The sequence below is a fragment of the Proteus sp. NMG38-2 genome (assembly GCF_020640995.1).
Taxonomy (GTDB): domain Bacteria; phylum Pseudomonadota; class Gammaproteobacteria; order Enterobacterales; family Enterobacteriaceae; genus Proteus.
The window spans coordinates 3,498,312-3,517,863 of record NZ_CP085481.1 but is presented as its reverse complement, the minus strand read 5'-3'; the positions used below and the strand labels follow the sequence as shown (position 1 = coordinate 3,517,863).

Annotated in this window: 13 protein-coding genes; 9 read left to right on the top strand and 4 right to left on the bottom strand. The window is 34.1% G+C overall.

Annotation, left to right across the window (positions count from 1 at the left end):
• Nucleotides 1-20 precede the first annotated feature (20 nt).
• The 5 genes from LG402_RS16725 (at nucleotide 21) to LG402_RS16705 (ending at nucleotide 11,633) form a co-directional block, all read left to right on the top strand.
• Nucleotides 21-1,151, top strand: coding sequence for a DUF3829 domain-containing protein (locus LG402_RS16725; RefSeq protein ID WP_227335988.1), 1,131 nt, complete (start codon nucleotides 21-23; stop codon nucleotides 1,149-1,151).
• A gap of 313 nt (nucleotides 1,152-1,464) precedes the next feature.
• The gene (locus LG402_RS16720; RefSeq protein ID WP_227335987.1) at nucleotides 1,465-7,416 is read left to right on the top strand and encodes an alpha-2-macroglobulin family protein; all 5,952 of its coding nucleotides are present in this window, start codon (nucleotides 1,465-1,467) and stop codon (nucleotides 7,414-7,416) included.
• 42 nt (nucleotides 7,417-7,458) lie between these two features.
• Entirely contained in the window at nucleotides 7,459-9,837 is a 2,379-nt protein-coding gene (gene pbpC, locus LG402_RS16715) for a penicillin-binding protein 1C (protein ID WP_227335986.1), read from the top strand.
• 169 nt (nucleotides 9,838-10,006) lie between these two features.
• Entirely contained in the window at nucleotides 10,007-10,354 is a 348-nt protein-coding gene (locus tag LG402_RS16710; protein WP_072070169.1) for a hypothetical protein, read from the top strand.
• 52 nt (nucleotides 10,355-10,406) lie between these two features.
• Nucleotides 10,407-11,633, top strand: a complete 1,227-nt coding sequence (locus tag LG402_RS16705) for a PD-(D/E)XK nuclease family protein (protein WP_227335985.1) — start codon at nucleotides 10,407-10,409, stop codon at nucleotides 11,631-11,633.
• Nucleotides 11,634-11,673: 40 nt separating this feature from the next.
• On the opposite strand, the gene LG402_RS16700 is transcribed toward LG402_RS16705, so the two are convergent.
• The 4 genes from LG402_RS16700 to LG402_RS16685 all read right to left on the bottom strand — a co-directional run bounded on the left by LG402_RS16700 (nucleotide 11,674) and on the right by LG402_RS16685 (nucleotide 15,433).
• Nucleotides 11,674-12,603 (bottom strand): Dyp-type peroxidase, encoded by a 930-nt coding sequence (locus tag LG402_RS16700; protein WP_227335984.1) that lies wholly within the window; start codon nucleotides 12,601-12,603, stop codon nucleotides 11,674-11,676.
• 188 nt (nucleotides 12,604-12,791) lie between these two features.
• A complete protein-coding gene (locus LG402_RS16695; RefSeq protein ID WP_109409803.1) occupies nucleotides 12,792-13,373 on the bottom strand; it encodes a YebB family permuted papain-like enzyme in 582 nt (193 codons plus the stop codon).
• A 197-nt stretch (nucleotides 13,374-13,570) separates the two neighbouring features.
• Nucleotides 13,571-14,395, bottom strand: coding sequence for a VanW family protein (locus LG402_RS16690; RefSeq protein ID WP_166539761.1), 825 nt, complete (start codon nucleotides 14,393-14,395; stop codon nucleotides 13,571-13,573).
• 123 nt (nucleotides 14,396-14,518) lie between these two features.
• Nucleotides 14,519-15,433, bottom strand: coding sequence for a LysR family transcriptional regulator (locus LG402_RS16685; RefSeq protein ID WP_227335983.1), 915 nt, complete (start codon nucleotides 15,431-15,433; stop codon nucleotides 14,519-14,521).
• Between the two features lie 110 nt (nucleotides 15,434-15,543).
• On the opposite strand from LG402_RS16685, the gene LG402_RS16680 reads away from it, so the two are divergent.
• The 4 genes from LG402_RS16680 to LG402_RS16665 all read left to right on the top strand — a co-directional run bounded on the left by LG402_RS16680 (nucleotide 15,544) and on the right by LG402_RS16665 (nucleotide 19,528).
• Nucleotides 15,544-17,037, top strand: a complete 1,494-nt coding sequence (locus LG402_RS16680) for an SLC13 family permease (RefSeq protein ID WP_166539763.1) — start codon at nucleotides 15,544-15,546, stop codon at nucleotides 17,035-17,037.
• Nucleotides 17,038-17,059: 22 nt separating this feature from the next.
• Nucleotides 17,060-17,665 carry a histidine phosphatase family protein gene (locus tag LG402_RS16675; protein ID WP_109409767.1) on the top strand — a complete coding sequence of 202 codons (606 nt, stop codon included), beginning with the start codon at nucleotides 17,060-17,062 and terminating at the stop codon, nucleotides 17,663-17,665.
• Nucleotides 17,666-18,266: 601 nt separating this feature from the next.
• The gene (locus LG402_RS16670; protein ID WP_166539764.1) at nucleotides 18,267-18,791 is read left to right on the top strand and encodes a fimbrial protein; all 525 of its coding nucleotides are present in this window, start codon (nucleotides 18,267-18,269) and stop codon (nucleotides 18,789-18,791) included.
• Between the two features lie 68 nt (nucleotides 18,792-18,859).
• The gene (locus LG402_RS16665) at nucleotides 18,860-19,528 is read left to right on the top strand and encodes a molecular chaperone (RefSeq protein ID WP_227335982.1); all 669 of its coding nucleotides are present in this window, start codon (nucleotides 18,860-18,862) and stop codon (nucleotides 19,526-19,528) included.
• Nucleotides 19,529-19,552 lie beyond the last annotated feature (24 nt).

The window sequence follows — 19,552 nt, the reverse complement described above, 5'->3', positions numbered from 1 at the left end:
TAATAATATAATGAGGGATTATGAGAAAGAGCATATTAGCATCGATAATAAGTCTTTTATTAATATCAGTAGTAGGTTGTGATAATTCAAATGAAAATTCGAATACAGGAACACCCTCGCAAGATAAAAATAAAACAGAGCAAACAACACAATCTCAACCTGATTCAAAAAATATCCAATCAGATGAAGTTCAGTTTAGTCAAAAAATTGAAAAAGGTAATTTGTGGTTAGCAACGTTTAACGAAGATTTTGGCACCATTATACAGAAAAAAACGGGCAGAATTTCAGGCACAATTAACGTTAATCTTTTAGATAATACGAAAACAGTTTTAACAAGTTTAAGTTCTGATAATGGTGAAAGCATTGATTTAACACCTTTCAAAATATTCGAAACTGAAACAGACCAAATAAAAAAAATGAAAGCGAGTAGTGCGATAATGCCTGTTAGAAGCGCTTTCTCTATGCATTTGAGTGCTTCAGGAGCAGAGCGTGCTAAAGAATCTTTTGAATTTATGAAAACTCTTCCTCCCACACTTCCAGAATTAGATGCTGTAGGTAATGCTTATGGTGAAAGTTATGTTGATTTATATGAAAAACTGCTAAAGCTGGGTGATTATCTGGTTGTAAAAGAGACTTATCGTTTAGATGATTTTGCTCAAGCCAGTAATTTGTATGAAGAAGTGAAAAATGCTTATGCCAAACTAATCGATGAGAAAGAAAAAGCTGCTGATGCATATGAAAACTATTATCAAGCAATGCATATTGAAGAGCTTGAATTAGTGAAAAAAGAAGGTCTGGTTGTTCGCTATCAAATTATGCAATCACTGGATACAGTAACCAACACACTTGATTCAATGAACCCAGATAAAATAGATGTGGCTATACTCTCTGCTGCAATTACCAAAATTGAAGCTCAATCAATTGAATTAGAAAAAATATTTGGTGACGAAACATTGCTGAATAAAGAAAATATGAAAGGCTCTGATTATTCAGTTAAAAAATATTTAGAATTATACCAACAACTTGTTATTGAGTTAAAAGTGTTAGAGAAAAAACTCAATGAGAATAAAGATATATCGAGTAGCATAAATACGATTTCAAATGAATATAAATATTTGATAGAGAATTATAACTCTTTAATAGCGAAGTAATATTTGCGCCGAGAAAATGTAAATCGCACTTTAATAGTGCGATTCTTCTCGCAAAAATTGCCTTTTATTCTGTATTTTATTAAACATAAAATGATTATTAGAAAAAGATGACTCAAACTAAAGTTCAGAAGAGTCTTGAAATAGAGTTGAATGCTAGGAAAAAAATATTAAGAATGTAATCTGTCTTTATATACTTATTTATTAATAAGTACTAATGCTTATTTACTTACAGAAACCCTAATTATTTCAATTTTTGACTTAATTTTACTGATAAAAAAATGTATTTTTATCAGAGCAATCTAGGACTATCTATATGGATGTATTGCGCTTTTTACTTAGCCTTCCGTTTAAACTGATCCGTTTATTGGGTTGGGCTATTGTTTTTTGTATTCGTCTTCTTGAAAAAATACTTAGCCCGTTTATAGGACAAATACAATGGAGTACACCTATATGGATTAGTTTTGTTGCTCGGCATTTGAGAAATATTGAAAAGGGTATAGTGGACCACCCGAAAACGGTATTAGGTTCTATTATTTTTCTTCTAGTCGCATCATTCGGTAGTTACTACGGTTATCACAGTTATCTTAATCGCCCTGTTCCTATTGATGTTGCTCCCATTGTTGTGCAAAAAGTTGATATAAAACTGACTGCCCCTACGCCAATCAATTATGCCAGTGACAATCCTCAGTCACAGAAAATAACGTTATCTTTTTCACGTTCTGCCGCACCGATTACACTTATTGATAAAGAAGTCACTGAAGGTGTGACATTAACACCTGCGATTGAGGGTAATTGGCATTGGCAAAATGGTTCAACCCTTGTTTTTACAGCGAAAAAACCATTTGCAATGGGAAGCGAATATCAAATAGAACTCGATGAATCTCTGTTGTTAGCACCTCAGTTTTCACTTAAATTAAAAAAATATGAATTTAAAACGTCCATTTTTGATTATCGCTTAGGGAGTGGTGAGTTTTATCAAGATCCTCAGAATCCTGCTCAAAAGCACGCCATTATTAAAATTGCATTTAATGCCCCTGTCGATATTCAGAGCTTTGAAAAACGGCTTTCAATGAAATATGGCGATAATGAGAAACTAAAATATGTTATTAATTATGATAATAAGAAATTAACGGCATGGGTTCATTCTGAACAGTTAGCACTAAAAGATATTAGTAGCAAAGTGTTCCTTAAAATTGCACCTGGTGTTGTGAGTGCAGTGACAGCAAATTCAACATCAAAAGAAAAAACCTATAACGTGGATGTTCCAAGCTTATATAGCCTTAGTGTTTCCAATATAGAAAGTGAGCTTGTTGAGTCTGAAAATGGTAAAGATGCGCGTGTGCTTATTGTTTCTTTAAATGATGCGTTGAATGAGAAAGAGATAAAAAATGAAGTTAGTGCATGGCTACTACCTCAACATAATTTAGAAATACAAAATGCTGACCTTAACCAAGGTGAAGATGATTATTACGATTGGAATTTGAATGATGTTAGTAACACTATTCTTGAACAGTCAGAAAAATTAACACTTGAGATAAGTGATAATGAGCAAGAAAATCAGGCTACCTTTGCTTTTAAATATAATGCACCTGCTTATCGCTCCTTATTGGTTAAAATTTCAAGTGGAATAACATCTGTTGGAGGATACCAATTAAAAGAAGATCGTTATCAAATCGTCCGTGTCCCTGATTACCCACAAATGCTGAGTTTTGTATCTGAAGGCGCTTTACTTTCTATGACAGGAGATAAACGGATCACCGTTTCTGCTCGTAATCTTCCGGGGTTACAATTAGATATTAAGCGAGTTATTCCAAATCAGTTACAACATATCGTTTCTTTTAAAGATAAATATTTTACTTCAACAAATTTTAACCGTCTGAATGATGAATATTTTACAGAGCATTTTACTTATCAAACAGCGCTTAACAATGAAAATAAAGGTGAAACCCAATATAAGGGTATCGATTTAAGTCGCTATTTATCTGCTGATCCTAATGCTAAACGTGGCATATTTTTATTAAAACTGACTTCTTGGGATCCGAACAAAGCATCAAGAACAGATGATGAAGACGAAGAATATTATGAAGATGATGATGACGATGATGAAGAGGTTTCTGATGCTCGCTTTGTTGTTGTCACTGATTTAGGCATTATCGCGAAATCCTCGATTAATGGTTCAAGAGATGTTTTTGTACAATCTATTTATAGTGGTGAACCGGTTAGTAACGCGAAAGTCTCTGTCATTGCTAAAAATGGAACAACGTTACTTAGCAAAATAACTAATGCTGATGGGCATGTTGCTTTTCCAACGCTTAAAGACTTTAGAAATGAACAAACTGCGGTTCTTTTTTTAGTGGAAAAAGAAGGGGATATTTCATTTTTACCGACAAATGCTTATTACGATAGACAACTAAATCTTTCTCGCTTTGATGTTTATGGTGATGAAACGCCCAATGATCCTCGGACTCTTGATAGTTTTCTCTTTTCTGATAGAGGTGTTTATAGACCTGGTGAAACTTTCAATATTGGGCTAATTACACGGACATTTGACTGGAAAACGGCTATTGAAGGTGTACCTCTACGTGTTGAAATTCGTGATCCTCGTAATACATTAATGTTAAATAATTCCATGACATTAAACGAGTTTGGTTTTAATGAATTGAATTATACTACTTCAGAAAATTCGCCTACTGGAGATTGGAATATTTATCTTTACTTGGTGGGTAAGAATAATGAAGATGCCAGTTTATTAGGCAGTACGAGCATTGTCGTTAAAGAATTTGAACCTGATTTACTTAAAGTTGCACTTAATCTGAAACCTAATAGGCAACAAGGGTGGGTTAAACCTTCTGAATTAAAAGCATCAATTGACGTACAAAATTTATTTGGTACACCAGCACAAGATAGACGTGTTGTATCTAAATTAACGTTACGACCAATTTATCCTAATTTCTCACGTTATTCTGATTATCGTTTTTATGAAAACCGCCGTAATCATGATAGCTTTGAAACAGAGTTAGAAGAGACGACAACAAATGATGAAGGGATAGCTGATATTGATTTAGGGCTAGAGTCCTATGATGATGCAACTTATCAATTACAACTTATCTCTGAGGCTTTTGATGCAGGAAGTGGTCGCTCAGTCACTGCAGCGGCCCGTGTAATGGTATCTCCTCACGATTATCTCGTTGGTGTAAAAGCAGACGGAACACTTGACTATATCAATCAAAATGCACAACGTAATCTCAATTTCATCGCCATTGATCCAACATTAAAACAAGTCACCCAAGAGGCGCTCACACTAGAACGTTATGAGCAAAAATACCTTTCTGTTTTAACTCGCCAAAATTCGGGTGTTTATAAATATCAATCTAAATTAAAAGAAGTTTTTATTAATGAAGTACCATTTTCTATTGATGAAAATGGTAGCCACTTTTTATTAGAGACGCAAACACCGGGTAATTTTGTATTATTAGTCAAAAATAAAGCAGGTAATGTGCTCAACCGTATCAATTATACGGTCGCAGGAAACGCGAATGTTACGCGATCTCTTGATCGGGAAGCAGAGCTACAACTCACTTTAAACAAAGACACATACAAAGCTGGTGAAGAGATAGAAATTGCCATTAATGCGCCTTATATCGGCAGTGGCATTATCACTATAGAAAAAGATAAGGTTTATCATTGGCAGTGGTTTACATCATCAACAACAAGTTCAGTACAAAAGATCCGTGTTCCTGATGAGTTACAAGGTAATGGTTATATCAATGTCCAATTTGTTCGAGATATTAACTCTGATGAAATATTTATGAGTCCACTTAGCTATGGTGTTATACCGTTTAAAGTGAGTCGTGAAAATTTCCAAGCTAATATTGAATTGCAATCACCAGAGGTTATTAAGCCAGGCGAGACTTTGCCGATCACCGTAAAAACAGAAACTCCACAACAAGTTGTTGTATTTGCTGTTGATGAAGGCATTTTACAAGTTGCACGATATAAATTAAAAGATCCGTTGGATTACTTCTTCCGTAAACGATCATTAGAAGTTGAAAGTACACAAATACTCGATCTTATCTTGCCTGAGTTTAGCAAAATGATGTCACTGACATCGGCACCGGGTGGAGATGCGGGAGAAGGAGTTGATCTCTATTTAAACCCATTCAAACGTAAAAAAGAAGAACCGGTGGCCTATTGGTCTGGTATTACGGAAGTAGAGGGTGGATCTGTCTTTAATTATAAAGTGCCTGAATATTTTAATGGCAAGATCCGCATAATGGCGATATCTGTTACTCAAAATCGTATAGGGAATGCACAACGTTATACTACAGTGCGTGATGATTTTGTATTAAGCCCACATATACCGACGACTGTCGCACCAAATGATGAATTTGATGTGACTTTAGGTATTGCAAATAATCTCACTGATCTTAATGGTGTTAAAACAAAACTGGATGTCACGATAACACCAGAAGCTCAATTAGAGGTAATAGGACAAAAGAGTTATCAACTAGAATTAGGTGAGAAAAAAGAAACGGTAGTTTCCTTTAGAGTAAAAGCGAAATCGCAATTGGGTAATGGCGCTATCACGTTCTCAGTGAATAATGAAGGCAAAGTGACTCAAAGAACGATGAATCTTTCTATTCGCCCTGCTTCAGCTTATCGAACTCAATCAAGCTTAGGTCGTATGGATGGAAAAGAGCAGAGTGTCACGTATATTCGTCAAATGTATGATGAGTATGCGCAAAGAGATGCGCGTGTATCTTACTCTCCTTTGGTGCTCAGTAGTGCATTAGCTCAATATCTAGCTAATTATCCTTATAATTGTTCAGAGCAAATAACCAGTCAGGCAATACCGTTGTTATTCCATCAACGTAACCCTGAAATGAAGGCGATCTATTCACAAGATAAAATTCGTTCTCAGCTTGAACAAACAATGGCGACATTACTCACTCGTCAAAATGGGCAAGGGGCGATAGGAACATGGCGCTCTACACCATCGACAGACCCTTTTGTCACCTTATATGTGGTTCAATTTTTACTAGAGGCACAAGAAGCAAATTACCCTGTATCTGATACATTATTACGATCATCTAATGAATATTTAACTAAGCTTGCCGTCAATGTAGGGTTAAATAATCAAGATGAACTTAGAATGCGTGCTTTTGCAGTCTATTTGCTAACGCGTCAAGGCAAAGTTACTACCAGTGAAATAGCTGCTATTCAAACGCGTATGCAAAAGAACTATCCAAAAACATGGCAGAGTGATTTAGGTGCTTTATATTTAGCTGCTTCTTACAAAATGCTGAAAATGGATAAGCAAGCTGACGAGTTGTTAAAGCCCACATGGCAAGAGCTAAGCAAGGCTTATAGTAAAGCATGGTGGTCGCAAAACTATTTAGATCCGCTGGTTCTAGACAGTACAAGATTGTATTTGATTGTGAAACATTTTCCTGAAAAAGCGGCTGATATTCCACCGCAGCTCTTAGAGAATATGGTATTGCGCTTTAAAGAGGAGCGCTATACCACACAATCATCAGCGATGAGTATTTTGGCATTAGAGCATTACACTAAACAGATCCAAAGCACCACAGCGTCAGCACAACCATTAACAGTGAGCGTTAAAAAAGGTGAAAATCCGCCAATAGTGATCTCATCAATGACAAATGCAACTGCGATTGGCCAGTTTGGTGCAGGTATTAACGAAGTTTTATTTAATAACTCAACAAATAATCCTGCTTGGTATGTTGTTACACAGTCTGGTTTTGATAGTGAGCAACCTAAAGAAGCGCTTTCACGAGGATTAGAAATTTCTCGTGATTACGTGAATGAAAAAGGTGAGTCTGTAAATAGTGCAACGTTAGGTGAAAAGCTTTATGTACATATAAAAGTCAGAGCCAATGCAAAGCAGGGTGTTGATAATGTTGTGCTGGTGGACTTACTTCCGGGAGGATTTGAGGTTGTACAGCAATCAATGGATGATGTTGATAACCCTGAAGTGGAATGGTTGTCACCAACGGGATCAAAAGGAACACGCTGGTCACCAGAATACAGTGATATTCGAGAAGACAGAGTCATTATTTATGGTAGGGCTAACCAACAGGTACAAGAATTTGTTTATCAAATTAAAGCGACTAATTCTGGGGTATTTACAATACCGCCAGCATTTGCAGAAGCGATGTATGATAGAGAAATACAAGCATTAGCTGTTGGTAAAGGAGTTATGACTGTTAATAAACCGACGTTAAATAATGGCAGTGTAAAATGAAATTAAGTTGGGTTTCTAACGCTGATTTGTGGTTATTCTAAGATGGTCAGAAGTCAGCGTGTTTTACAAAATATTTTGATGGGTGGCTTTTTAGTTGCCCTTTTTTGTGTAGGATTTCGATTATTTCCTCATCCAGCACTTTCAGAGGGTTTCTTATCTTCAACAGCTTATTATGATAGCAATGGCAACCTACTTCGCTTAACACTTGCTAATGATGAGCGTTATCGATTATGGACAGATTTAGACGACATTTCGCCTTTAATGGTTGAGAGCGCCATGCGATATGAAGATCGCTGGTTTTATTATCATATAGGTTTTAACCCTTACAGTTTAATTCGTGGTTTTTTCGTCAGTTATATTTATGGTGAACGATTACAAGGTGGCTCTACAATTACAATGCAATTAGCGCGTATGCATTGGCAATTAAATACGCGAAATGTAGGGGGAAAACTTGTTCAAGTATTACGCGCTATTCAATTAGAACTTAGTTATTCAAAACATGATATTTTAGAAGCGTATTTTAACTATGCACCTTATGGGCGAAATATAGAGAGTGTTGGGGCAGCAAGCCTGATTTACTTTAATAAAAATCCTAAAGAATTAACGTTACCTGAGGCGTTAACACTTGCCGTATTACCTCAATCACCGAGTTACCGAATCGAGCCAAATAGTGATGGCATTAGCCTTTCTTTAATGAAAACGCGAAACCAGCTTTATGATTATTGGTTAAAAGAGCATCCTAAAGATGCCAATTTATCAGCACTCTTTCAATTACCGCTTCGGCTACGCCAGCCTGAGAAGATGCCTTATATAGCGCCTCATTTAGTTGAACAAATTGAAAAGCAGGAAAGGTTTAATCCAAGAAAGCCTACAACCATAGTGACAACAATTGATCTCCCATTACAAAAATTAGTTGAGAAACAAGTTGATGCATTTATTGAACGAAATAAACACCTTGGTGTTAAAAATGCCTCAGTGATCCTTGTTGATACACGAGATATGGGCGTTAAAGCGCTAGTTGGTTCGGCTGATTATTATAATGTTGATATTCATGGGCAAGTTAATGGCACCAATGCAAAGCGTTCACCGGGTTCAACATTAAAGCCTTTTATCTATGCATTAGGATTAGAGCAAGGCATTTTACATCCTCGAACAATTTTAAAAGATGTGCCTTCAACCTTTGGCAGTTATGCGCCAGAGAACTTTGACTTACGCTTTTTAGGGCCTATTTCTGCTACTCAAGCTCTCAATTACAGCCGAAATATCCCAGCAGTAGCCATAGCTTCGCAATTGAAACAGCCTACGCTCTATCAGTTTTTACAAATGTCAGGTGTTAGTAATATGGCCAGTGAAAAACATTATGGTTTATCGCTGGTGCTTGGAGGCGGTGAAATTACGGTACAAGAGTTAGCAAAGCTTTATGGAATATTAGCTAATCAAGGAGAGCTTAAACCATTAAGAATGCAAAGTACGGATACTATTGCCAAACCTATTCGATTGCTAAGTGAAGAAGCAAGTTTTATCACGCTAGATATGTTAGGGCAACATCGAAGACCTGATGATACTTTGGCGCAAAAATCTATGGCTTTACCCATTTATTGGAAAACAGGCACCTCTTGGGGATTTCGTGATGCATGGAGTAGTGGGATCTTTGGCCCCTATGTTTTAGTGGTTTGGATAGGTAACTTTGATGGTAAAGGAAACAGCGCATTAATTGGTGCCGAAGCTGCTGCACCTCTATTTTTTAATATTATAGATAATATAGTTGCAGACTATCCGAAGTTAAAAGAGCCTCGATTTAAACTGCCTGAAAATATTAAACAAGTCGATATTTGTCTGGCGAGTGGTAATTTACCTACACCATGGTGTCAACGTAAGGGTAAAACATGGTTTATTCCAGGAAAATCACCGATTAAAGTGGATGCTATTTATCGGCCTCTAGCAATTGATAAAACGACGGGAGAGGTTGTCTGTCCCCCGTATAATGAAGATCAGGTAAATATCGAAATTTTTGAATATTGGCCTTCTGATTTAGCTAAAGTATTTGCTCAAGCAGGGCTACCGAAGCGAACCCCTCCTTCTACTGCTCATTGTAAAAATGGGGATATGGCAGTGACAGGAACACCTCCTCGTATATTATCGCCATTACGAAATACAACTTACACCTTTAGACGAACATCAACGCCGAATACATCCATTGTATTTAATGCAACAGCAGATAATGACAGTAATATAATTTACTGGTTTGTTGACGATGCTTATTTGGGTAACAGTACCAATCAGCGTTCAATAGAGTGGCAGCCAAAAGAAAGTGGCCGTTACCGCATTCGTGCGGTGGATGATAAAGGACGGGCAGACACTCGTAATATTCGAGTTGATATTATTGGTGTAATGAAAACACAAGTGGCAGAAGTAGATTAATATTAGTGTTAAAAACCACTGGTTTTACTTAATGATTGTCTTAAAATTTTAATATTAATTTCTATCGTGATCTTATTCTAACTATTATAACTCGATATTGTTGCAAGATAATTATTAGGTAAAATATTGAAAAATATTTTATCTTGTCAGCAAGGAAGAAATAATCAGCATGAAAACTCGAATTCTAAAATTAGCATTATTAGGCGCATTAACATTACCTTTGGTTGGGTGTGGTGATGGAACACCTAATTGTGATAGTACTGAAGCAAAGAACTTAGTGGTCGATATTACAAAAGACGAATTACGTGACCAAAAAATGGCAGCAGTGATCGATCAAATTAAGATCAAAGTGGAAAGTGTGCGTACACGTGAACATGACGAAAAAAGAGATACTTATTCGTGTGCTGCTGAACTTTCTTTTGAAGGTAAAGGCGGTAAGAACTCTATTCCAATTACTTATACCATCGAAAGCACGGATGATGGCAAAGAATTTTATGTCAATGTATTTGGTTTATAATTGATTCAGATAAAAAACCATCGTTATGATGGTTTTTTTCTTAAGAGGGTATATGACTGTTTTTGATAAACAGGGAGATTTTTGTGATGGATCAGTAAAAAACAAATACTTAGCCATCATAAATTTAGCAAGAAATATGGTTTTAAAATATGATGAATTAGAAGATAATCTTTTATGCTCTACTAATTTAGTCGATGTTCTTAATATTAATGAAAATAAGCATAGTATTATTTTAAAGAAAATATTAAATAATAAAAAAGGTAATGAGTATAAATTTATCCCTTCTTTTTTAAAACGGGTTTTAAAGAAAGAAATTATCTTTAATTATAAAGAACTAAAAATCAAAACAGAAAAGAATCGAGTTGATATTAGTATTGAAGATGGATTTTATGCAATCATAATAGAAAGTAAAGTTTGTAATGCGCCAGATCAAGAACGACAATTAGAAAGATATATTGAAAAATTTATCTCTGATGGGTATCAAGAAGAGAATATTTTTGTTTTGTATTTAACGGGATATAAGAAAGAAGATTACCTGCCTGAGAGTCTTGGTAAGTATAAAGAGAGTAATAAGGTTTATTTTAAACTTTCTTCATTTGAATGTGAAATATTAATGTGGTTAGAAAAAGATGTTTACCCTCAGATAAATAAAACTGATAAAAATAATAAAGTTTTTGATTCTTTTGTGTATCAATATAAAGATAGCTTAGAAATTAAATTTCTAAATAAATATGAAAAAGAAAAAAACAAAATGAATGATGAAATAAATGACTATATTCTTAATGCAATAAATGTATCTGATAATTACATTGATGACGGAATTGATGAAATAAAAAAGATCATTAATGATACAGAATCATTAAGAAAAAACTTAAATACTCTCTTAATTAGAGAAATAGAAAGAGTTTTTACTTTATGGGGAAATAAAATAAAAAATGATTATCCTCAGTTAGAATTTTCAGATGACAACTGTGAGATAAATGAAAAGTATGTTGGTGTTTTAATCGATTATAATAAAAATAAATTTTCTGTTGCTATCGAAAAAGATAGTTCGAATATTTATATTGGTGTGAAAGTTCATTCTTATAAAGAACCAGGACTTAATGAAGAAATTGCTAAACTATTAAATAACGTATTTGATACCTCTTATAAAATAGGAGTAAATTATTGGTATGGATGGAAATATATCGATGATTATGGGCAGGTTTACTCTAATTTTGAATTGTTATTGAACAAGATAAACCAAGAAATAGAACTGCTATCTGAGAATAAAAAGTAGATATATAAATACCGCCCTATATATCTACTTGCAATGAAAATTACGCTAGATCATCCATAAACTCGGGTGATGGAACAAAGAATAATGTGCCTGTTACAGGGGTACTGAATTTAAGTAATTTATCAGTATGACCTTCAGGTGTGCCTGCAAACATATTTTCTAACATACGATGGGTTGTTGAAAAATAACGTGCATAACCAATAAAATAAGTACCATATTCATTCTTTGATGGATTGGAAAAAGGCATATTGGCTCTGACAATTTTCAAATCATCACCGTTTTCATCTTGAATATTAGTGACAACATTATGAGAACCGGGCTCTTTCTCTTCATCGGTTAATTCAACATCGTTGAACTTATGTCTACCAATGACTTTTTCTTGTTCGATAAGAGGCTGTTTTTCCCATGCTTCCATATCATGAATATATTTTTGTACAAAGGCGTAACTACCTCCTGTAAATTCAGGATCTTCATCACCAATAACGGCATAAGAAGCACGCTCATCTTCATATTCAGGATTTTCAGTTCCATCGACAAAACCAATAATAGAACGCCCATCAAAATATCTAAATCCATGTACTTCATCGACAGGTGTAACAATATTCTTTAGCTTTTGGCTGATGATAGAGGCTAATTCGTAACAAGCAGAAACTTTGAGAGCACGAATATGGAAAAAGAGATCGCCAGAAGTAGAAACCGCAGTATAAGTATCACCTTTGATTTCTTTAAAGGTATTTAGTTCTTTGGGTTTTGCTTGATTGGGGAATAATGTTGTCCATGCATTTGCACCGAATCCCATTACACAGCTTGTTTCCAATTCAGGAAAACGTGTCCTCATACTACGTATTAGGCCAGAAAAATTATTACAAAAATCGATCAGAATTTCGCGATTTTCAGGTGAGTGGGTGAGGTTAAAAACTAAAAAATAAGCATTCTCACAGGGTGATTTCGTAACATCTTGGTATTTCATGGTGATCCCTAAATGACGAATAATAGATAAATAATAATTAAGTCATATTTACAAAATATTGTTTTTTAGTTTTACACCAAAACTCTCCCTATTACAAAGAAAGGGAGAGTTTTTTGTCCTGATTTTTATAAAAAAAGAATGGAAGGCTATGTTATTCTTTTTATTTCGTAGCATATTAATGTGATGTGTTAATTAATACTTTCATGGCTACGATAAATTAAAGATAAATGAGGATGTTGCCATAAACTCGCTGGAGTGACGGTCGTTCTTTCCCAAGGAATTTGCCCAATAAACCATAATTTCCAGAATTGTAATTTAGCATTGGGATTTTTACTTAATAACTCTTGGAAGGTTTCGATTTCACCTACACGAATAGAAAGTGCTGATTTATAAATATCGAAAACAAATTTAGAGCAAAATTGCCGGGAAGAATCGTATTTAAATCCTGTGTGGTAAAGCTTATTTAATCTTTCAGGGACTTGTGCGATAAGTGCGTTTTTTTGTTCATCTGATAATTGTGTTGATAAACGGCGTATTGCATAGCGTTTACCTGATGAACGATTAATAAAGCGAGTTAATGTCGTTGTTGTTGATAGTGGAACACGGCTTTCTGCCACTAAATAATCTTCACCATTATGGCCAACAATAATGCCAACATGATTACTCCAGCATAAAGAAGCGGAGGAAATTTGACGAAATAAAGAGGTACCAATACATGTAAATACAATATCACCAACTTCTAATTCTTGTGGATAATCAAGTTTTATCATCATTATATTACCTATTAAATAGAAGCATAATTACCATTCTTTGACTCTAATAAATAGATATAGTTTCTATTTGATAATTCAATGACTTCCAAATAAAAAGTAGGCTATATTTTAATAAAGTCTTAATTTTAAGAATAATGTAATCTTTTATTGATAATAGGAAGTTTAATTTAGAATATTAAAAATAATTACTGTGATTAATCCAATTGTTCATCTGAAATATCATATTTTACGACAACACTATTTTTATAAAGTAATTCAGATTTCAGTAATTTAGGGAAAGCACCTACATTATTTTTAGTATAAATATCTCGCCAAATTTCATTGCAGCGATACACATGCTCTCCTTTTTTGATAAACGCAGAGGATTTTTCGTAGATATGATAGCGATACTCCCTCGCTTCGCTACAGAGCAATTCTCCTTCTAATTGATGCTCTGCTACATGTAATTTAATTTGATAATCATAAGGTGTTGGATTATATAAAACTAAATCCACATAATTATAGAAAATAGCAGCGCCAGATCCAAAAGGAAGAACTCTTCCCTCATCAGGAAAAGGATCAAAACTATGATTAGCTTTTTCAATCACCTTTAATTCAGAATGTAGTGCTAGCCAATGAATTAAATTACTTGCCTGACAAATTCCGCCGCCGACACCTTTTCTAGCTTCACCGTAAGAAAGTTGCATGCCGTCAATAAAACCTCGTTTATAACTAGGTTTTCCAACTAGATAGCAAAAAGAGAAATACTCACCAGGATGGATAATGACGCCATCAAGTGCTGTTTCAACTAATTTAAGATTTGTTATTTTATTGTATTGTAATTGAATATCACTTTCGCCACGGCGACTAATTAATTTAGATGTATGTTTCAGATAACGGTATAAAAGTCGTTGTTTTGGTTGAATGTCTCTACTGTATTTCCGGCCTGAAAATCGCCAGCTTAGCGAACGAAATAAACGACGTTGTGCCACTCTCAAAGTATAAAGAATAGGGTGATAGGATGAGAGTGTTTTACGCATAAAATCCTTTTAAACGGTATTAGAGAAAAGGTAGAAAATTGAGGATGTATCATAACGATTTAACAGAGATATTGATACGCGAATATCCCTAAAACAAGGTAAATAAGAGATTGGATAATCAATTTACTTATTGATATCTTTAGTTAAAATCTGAGCTTGAGATTGTAAAACGGATAAAAAATTCTTAGTAGCAGGAGAGATATACTTTTCTTTATGATGAAAGTAACGAATGCCTCGGCTAAATTGAATATCATCAAAAGAAATCTCACATAAAAGGCCTGATTTTAATTCTTGTAAAATAGATAAGCGAGATAAAACAGAAATTCCTAATCCATGAATAACACCTTGCTTGATCCCCTCTAAGCTATTTATTTCCATTATATTTTTGATCTCTGTATTATTTTCTTTGATCCTGTCTAATAAAAAATCACGAGTGGCAGAGTGCTCTGGCTTGATCAGAAAAACTTCAGATTCAATATCAGAAAATCTGCAACGTTTCTTTTTGGCTAACCAATGTGTTGGAGAACAGATAAGCACGAGGGGATCGATAAGGAAAGTATCAAGATGATATTCAGTCGGATCTAAATAGATATGATCTGACATGATTAAAAACTCTAATTCTTGGGTATCAAGCTTATGGATAAGTTGTGTCGAACTGGAAATATCCATGCTGAGTTTTACGTCAGGATACTGTTCTCTAAATTGCGCCATAATTTGTGGTAATAGGTAAACACCAACAAAATGGCTAGCGCCAAACTTAATTTCACCTTTAGAGGGATCATCAAATTGTCGCATATGCTCAGAAGAGGATTTTACTAAATTAATAATCTGGGTTGCGTATTGTTGATATACCTTACCTTGAGGCGTTAAATAAAGCCGATTGTTGATCCTTTCGAACAATGTTGTTTGTAACTCCTCTTCCAATTTTCGAATTTTTATACTGACACTAGGCTGAGTGCAAAATAGGCGCTCTGCGGTTTCTGTCACATTAAAACCGTTAGCAAGTAATAGAAAGGCATCTAATTGGCTTAAATTCATATCAAAACCATAAATTATTTTTATATTAATAATATATTAATACAATTATCTTTATACCTCAATATTTCTATACTGAATTTTCCTACCCTACATATTAAGAGGAATCGGTTATGGAAAAGACTGCGAAGCGAGATGATATCGCTAAACCAGCGCCATCATCACCAAAACAAAACGGTAATAAAATAACGTTAAAAACAATAGGAATACCTTTAGCTCTATTAGTATTGCTAGTTCTATTTTTTATGCCAACGCCAGATGGATTAAGTATTGAAGGGCAAAAAGCGATTGCTATTTTTTGCGCAGCGTTAATTTTATGGGTTTGTGGTTCTTTGCCTATTTATTTAACCTCGATGCTAGTCATTGTGTTATTACCAATAACAGGCACTGTAGCAAAAGAGAAAGTTGTTTTTGGGACGTTAGGTTATGACGTTATATGGTTGATGGTTTCAGCTTTTGTTTTAACTTCAGCGATGATCAAATCGAATATCGCCAGACGCTTTGCTTTATGGATGATCACAAACTTTGGTCAGACACCCAAAAAAGCATTATTTGTCCTGATATTAATTAACTTCTGTTTAGTTTTCTTTGTACCTTCAACAACAGCACGTGCGACATTAATGGTGCCGATTTGTATGATCTTATTAGAGATACATAAGGCGATCCCTGGAAAAAGCAATTACGGGAAATTAATGATGTTGCAAGGGGTACAGGCTGACGCTTTAGCAACATCCGGTGTTATGACAGGAACTGCTGCCAATATTATTGCGGTTGGATTTATTAATTCACAAGCAGGTGGTTCTATTGGTTATATGGATTGGCTAATTGCCTCTTTCCCATTGGCAATTGTTGGTATGACTATCTCCTTTTTTATTGGATTAAAATTATTTTCCTTCAAAGGAGAGGTGGATTTCGAAGGTTCACTGGGAAAATTAAAACAAGAACGCTCTCAGCTTGGTGCGCTTACTAAGAATGAGAAAAAAGCCATGTATATCTTTTTAATGGCAGTGTTCTTATGGGCAACCGAAAGCTATCACCAAGATATGTTTGGCTTCAAGATTAGCGTTTATATGACCGCTGTTATTGCTGCCATTCTTTGCCTGATGCCTCGTATTGGCTTATTAACGTGGAATGAAGCCAATATCAAATGGGATCTAATGATATTTGCAGCAGGTGCTTATGCGGCTGGTAACACCTTAGAATCTACAGAAGGCGCACAATGGCTAATTGGTAAAATGGTTTATGGGCTTGGGCTAGAAAATATGAGCACTACAATGGTTTATATTGTGGTTGTCTTTATCTGCATGTATAGCCATTTAATTTTTACCAGTAAAACAGTAAAAACAACCATCTTAATTCCAGCCATTATTGCACTTGCTAAAACATTGGGCATGGATCCGGTTACATTGGCATTAGCTGCGTCATTTACACTGACTTATACCATTACCTTACCACCACATTCGAAAGTAAATACTATCTATTTCTCAAGCGGCTACTTTAGTGTGTTAGAGCAAATGAAATATGGATTAATTACTTGTTTTGTTGGGGCATCGGTAATTTCTATTGCGATATTTACTTGGTTCCAAATTCTTGGATATGGTCTTTAAACCATTAAATTAAGGAATAATAATGAGACTAATTTTATTAAGACACGGTGAAACCTTATGGAATATGGAATCGCGCTTACAAGGACATGCTAATTCATGTTTATCACCAAAAGGTATTAATCAAGCAATGGCGATAAAAGAGAGCATTAAATTGTTATCGCCAACTCGGATTATTACGTCAGATTTAGGCAGAACAGTACAAACCGCAGAGATTGTCGGTCATCCAGAAGCAGTTAAAGAACCGTTATTGCGTGAGCTAAATATGGGGGAATGGACAGGACAAAGAAAACCAGAACTTATAAGACACCATGCAGACAAATATAAAAATTGGCGAGCAGGTACATATACGCCACCTAAAGGCGAAAATTGGTTTGATTTTTGCGATCGTATTGGTGCGGCATTACAAGGATGGGTACGTAAAGAAGATAGTGATTTATTAGCTGTTGTGCATAGTGGTGTGATCCGCGCAGCTTGCAAAGTCTTTTTAAATCTATCTCCAGAGTTTTTATTACCTGCAACACCAGGAACAATAACAATATTAAATTTTGACTTAAATTCTGATAAAGCACCAAAATTAGAAGCTTATAATATTGGTTCCTATATGCCAGATAAGAATGTCGCTGATTAAGATTAATAAGAAGTGGTTTTCAAATTAATCGTTGTAATTGAGATTATGTAACTATCTAAAAAGCACTCCGATATTAAATCAGAGCAAGGGAAACCTTGCTCTTTTTTTGTCTATGACAATAAAGCCATACATTTTATAAATAATATTTTTTATTCTTTTTTCATTCAATTTGTAACTGATAGGTTAAGTCGGAATTTGTTCAAAAATAACACATTAAAGAGTTATTTTAATCAAATAGAATAAAAAGTAGCTTTTATTATTAAGAGGAAATAATACTTTTTTTTATTCACACCATATGCGTTATAAAATGAAATAAAAGATGTGTTTATTAATAAAAAATAGTATTTAACTTTTATTTTGATTTAACAATGTTGTATCAATATATGAAAATTTAAAATAATCAAAAATAAACTTCATTGATTAACTAATAAAGGGTTTGCTTGGTTTTAAATCCTGATTTAAATCAAAAAAATGAATATTATACCGCTATAACCAAAACTTGTTTATTATAAAAAACAATTAGATAATACTCACATACTGAGTTAATTAAGTGTTTTTTAATTAATTTGGTTTTATTAATAAAAATTAATCGGAGAAAAAAATGAGAAAAAGCTTACTTGCAACATTAATTGCTGCAGCGACTATCTTTGTCACTAATAATGCATTAGCAGCGGATGGTACTATTGATTTTACAGGGGAAATTATAGATAACGCATGTGAATTAGCTGCGGGTTCTGATGCTTTAAAAGTTAATTTAGGTACCGTCTCTAAAAAAGCATTACCAAGTACCGGAAGTACTGCCGCAGCGACAAAATTCACAATTAAATTAATTAATTGCCCTAAAACCGTGACCACTGCATCTGTTAAATTTGACGCAGATTCATATGTAGGTGATGACAGTGTTATTGCCCTGAAAAAAGAGTCGGGTGTAGCAACTGGAGTGGGTATTCAAATTACGGATGATGCGAATGTTGTAGTACCTTTATTTACAGCATCTAAAGCCTATCCATTAAAAGAAAATATTGAAAATAATTTAGATTTTAGAGCTCGTTATATTGCTAAAACAGATTCTGTTACTGCGGGTTTAGCAAATGGTAATGCAACATTTACTATTAACTATAACTAAATAAGATTAAATATAAATTAAGGTTTAAAAGGACTTGAACCTTATTATAAAAATACAGTGGTGATAATATGAAGTCTATTATTGTCTTTTTAATTTCTATTCTTTTTTTTATTAATCAATCTTCTGCTGGCGTTATTATTGGTGGAACTAGAGTTATTTATACAGAAGGGAATAAAAACGTTAGTATTAATGTTGAAAATCCAGATAAAATTCCCTATTTAATCCAGTCTTGGATAGATGATGTTAATGAAAATAAACAGTCAAAATTTACCATTACTCCACCTTTATTTAGATTAAATCCAGATAAGGCGAATACGCTGAGGATTTTTTTAACTGAAGGAAATTTGCCTAGTGATAAAGAGTCTCTATTTTGGCTAAATATAAAAACAATACCTGCTACAGAAAAAACAGAAAATTCATTGCAGATTGCTTTTAAGACTCAAATGAAATTAATTTACCGACCTGAAAATTTAAAAAAGGTGAATTTTGAGGAAGAGCAGAAAAAATTAATATGGTCAAAAGTTGGAAATAAAATCAGTGTGAATAATCCAACACCTTATTATTTTAATTTTCAGATAATTAATTTTAATGGGAAATCAGTAAATGATGTCTCTTATGTTGAACCTTTTTCAACAAAATCATTTGATATAAATGATGGTAATGAACATGGCACGATAAACTGGGAAGTTATTAATGATTATGGTGCTAGCGTTAACTTATCAGAAGTTAAAATATAATAAATTATAAATTTAGGTTTTAAT

Bases quoted from the DNA above. Each gene is read 5' to 3' on its own strand.
- LG402_RS16725 (WP_227335988.1), top strand. From the start codon at position 21: ATGAGAAAGAGCATATTAGCATCGATAATAAGTCTTTTATTAATATCA.
- LG402_RS16720 (WP_227335987.1), top strand. From the start codon at position 1,465: ATGGATGTATTGCGCTTTTTACTTAGCCTTCCGTTTAAACTGATCCGT.
- pbpC (WP_227335986.1), top strand. From the start codon at position 7,459: ATGGTCAGAAGTCAGCGTGTTTTACAAAATATTTTGATGGGTGGCTTT.
- LG402_RS16710 (WP_072070169.1), top strand. From the start codon at position 10,007: ATGAAAACTCGAATTCTAAAATTAGCATTATTAGGCGCATTAACATTA.
- LG402_RS16705 (WP_227335985.1), top strand. From the start codon at position 10,407: ATGACTGTTTTTGATAAACAGGGAGATTTTTGTGATGGATCAGTAAAA.
- LG402_RS16700 (WP_227335984.1), bottom strand. From the start codon at position 12,603: ATGAAATACCAAGATGTTACGAAATCACCCTGTGAGAATGCTTATTTT.
- LG402_RS16695 (WP_109409803.1), bottom strand. From the start codon at position 13,373: ATGATAAAACTTGATTATCCACAAGAATTAGAAGTTGGTGATATTGTA.
- LG402_RS16690 (WP_166539761.1), bottom strand. From the start codon at position 14,395: ATGCGTAAAACACTCTCATCCTATCACCCTATTCTTTATACTTTGAGA.
- LG402_RS16685 (WP_227335983.1), bottom strand. From the start codon at position 15,433: ATGAATTTAAGCCAATTAGATGCCTTTCTATTACTTGCTAACGGTTTT.
- LG402_RS16680 (WP_166539763.1), top strand. From the start codon at position 15,544: ATGGAAAAGACTGCGAAGCGAGATGATATCGCTAAACCAGCGCCATCA.
- LG402_RS16675 (WP_109409767.1), top strand. From the start codon at position 17,060: ATGAGACTAATTTTATTAAGACACGGTGAAACCTTATGGAATATGGAA.
- LG402_RS16670 (WP_166539764.1), top strand. From the start codon at position 18,267: ATGAGAAAAAGCTTACTTGCAACATTAATTGCTGCAGCGACTATCTTT.
- LG402_RS16665 (WP_227335982.1), top strand. From the start codon at position 18,860: ATGAAGTCTATTATTGTCTTTTTAATTTCTATTCTTTTTTTTATTAAT.